Source organism: Synechococcus sp. H55.11 (assembly GCF_047462475.1).
GTDB lineage: Bacteria > Cyanobacteriota > Cyanobacteriia > Thermostichales > Thermostichaceae > Thermostichus.
The window spans coordinates 8,952-10,604 of sequence record NZ_JANSJI010000023.1; the positions used below are offsets into that span (position 1 = coordinate 8,952).

Consider the following 1,653-nt stretch of genomic DNA (forward strand, 5'->3'; position numbering starts at 1 on the left):
CCCCAAGCTGGAGCGGCCCGCTGGCCACGCCAAGTTCCATCCCGACAAGTTGCACGGCACCCTCTTTCTCACCCTGACGGTGCAGACCGCTCTCCACATTTCCACCGGCCACCTGGCCTTGGGCAGCGACGTCGGCGTCAACGGGATCCCGGTGCTCAAAACCATGACCACTACCCCCGACGGGCGGCTCAAGATCCAGGGCAGCTCCCTCAAGGGGGCCATCCGGGCCATGTACGAGGCGATCACCAACAGCACCCTTGCAGTGATCACCAGCCGCTACAAAAATCAGATCCCGCCGGAGCGGCAACCCTGCCGCCAGAAGGAGCGGCTGTGTCCTGCCAGCCGCGTTTTTGGCGCCCTCAACTGGCAGGGGCTGGTGGAGTTCAGGGATGCCGTTGCCACTGGCACCGGCTCCGGCGGCGGATCCCTGCCCCCGCTGTACCGTCCCCGCCCCGACCAGCGCAGAGCCTACTTTGAAAACGGCAAGGCGGTTGGGCGCAAGTTTTATTACACGCACCGCAGGGCTTTGCAGGGCCATCAAAAGGGGACGCCCACCCAGCAGGCGGTGCAAAATACGGTTTTCAAAACCCAGATCCACTTCAAAAACCTCACTCCTGCCGAGCTGGGCACCTTGTTCACGGTGTTGGGTCAGGATCCCGCGCATCCGCTGCTGCTGAAGGTGGGGGGCGGCAAGCCTGTAGGACTGGGATCCCTGCAGGTCAGCCTGGACAAGATCGAGCGGCCCCGCAACTTGAAAGAGCGCTACAGCCGCTACGATCCCCCACAAGCCGATACCCTAGAAGGAGAAGGCCTCAAAGCCTTTGTGCAAAAGCAGATCCAAGCTGCCCAGGGCTACATCCTGCCCGATCAGCTTCGGCAGTTGGCCGCCATCCTGAGCCCCACCCATCTGCGCGAGCCGCCCACCACCGCCTACTGAGGGTGCCTCTATGCTGTCAGCTCCGGTCGATCTCAGCCCCCAATCTTGGGATCTTGCCCACGGCATCGCCATGACTTTGGCGAAGGAAAGGGTAGATGTCAACGAATTGAGCAAGTGCCTCGCCTACCTCCGCTCGGTGGCCCATCTCCCCGACGCGGGATCCCGTTTCTTCCGATTCACCGGCGAGCTGGTGCGAGAAACTGGCCTCCACCGCAGCAACGAAACCCCACGCTACTACCGACTCATCGACCAAACCTGTAAAAGGTACTTGCAACCTCTGCAGGATAGGCCGGCTGAGATGCTGCAGATCCTGGGCTGGGCCGCCCGCCTGGCCCGCTACTACAAAGATGGGGGAGTGCCGATCGGCGAGATCCCGTCCCCTCCCGATCCCAATGGCGGTCGTCCGACCCATTCCCGCGGCGGCGAGGCCAAGCCCCAGCCAGAGGCACTGCGGCCCAAAGAGCAACCTGAACAAAAGCAGGCTCAGCCCCAAGTTGAAAATGCAGCAGCTTCTACCAAGGCCCGCTTCAAAATTGGGCAACACCTCAAGGCCAGCATCACCAATATCAAGGGCAACGAAGTGACCTTCCAAATCGTGGATACGGATATCAAGCTCACCCAAAAAGAGCCGAAACAGGCCGGATCCCTGGCGGTGGGGCAAGAAGTGGAGGTAGAGGTGCTCGACTTAAGGGGAGATGGCAGAGTTCGCAAAGTAA

General features: G+C 61.5%; 2 protein-coding genes. Both read left to right on the top strand.

All coding sequences use genetic code 11. From position 1 onward, the window contains the following. On the top strand, positions 1-937 hold a 937-nt coding region (locus NW853_RS00780), incomplete at its 5' end, for an RAMP superfamily CRISPR-associated protein (RefSeq protein ID WP_414347160.1). A 10-nt stretch (positions 938-947) separates the two neighbouring features. Beyond that, positions 948-1,653: hypothetical protein (locus tag NW853_RS00785; protein WP_414347161.1), on the top strand; the 706-nt coding region annotated here is incomplete at its 3' end.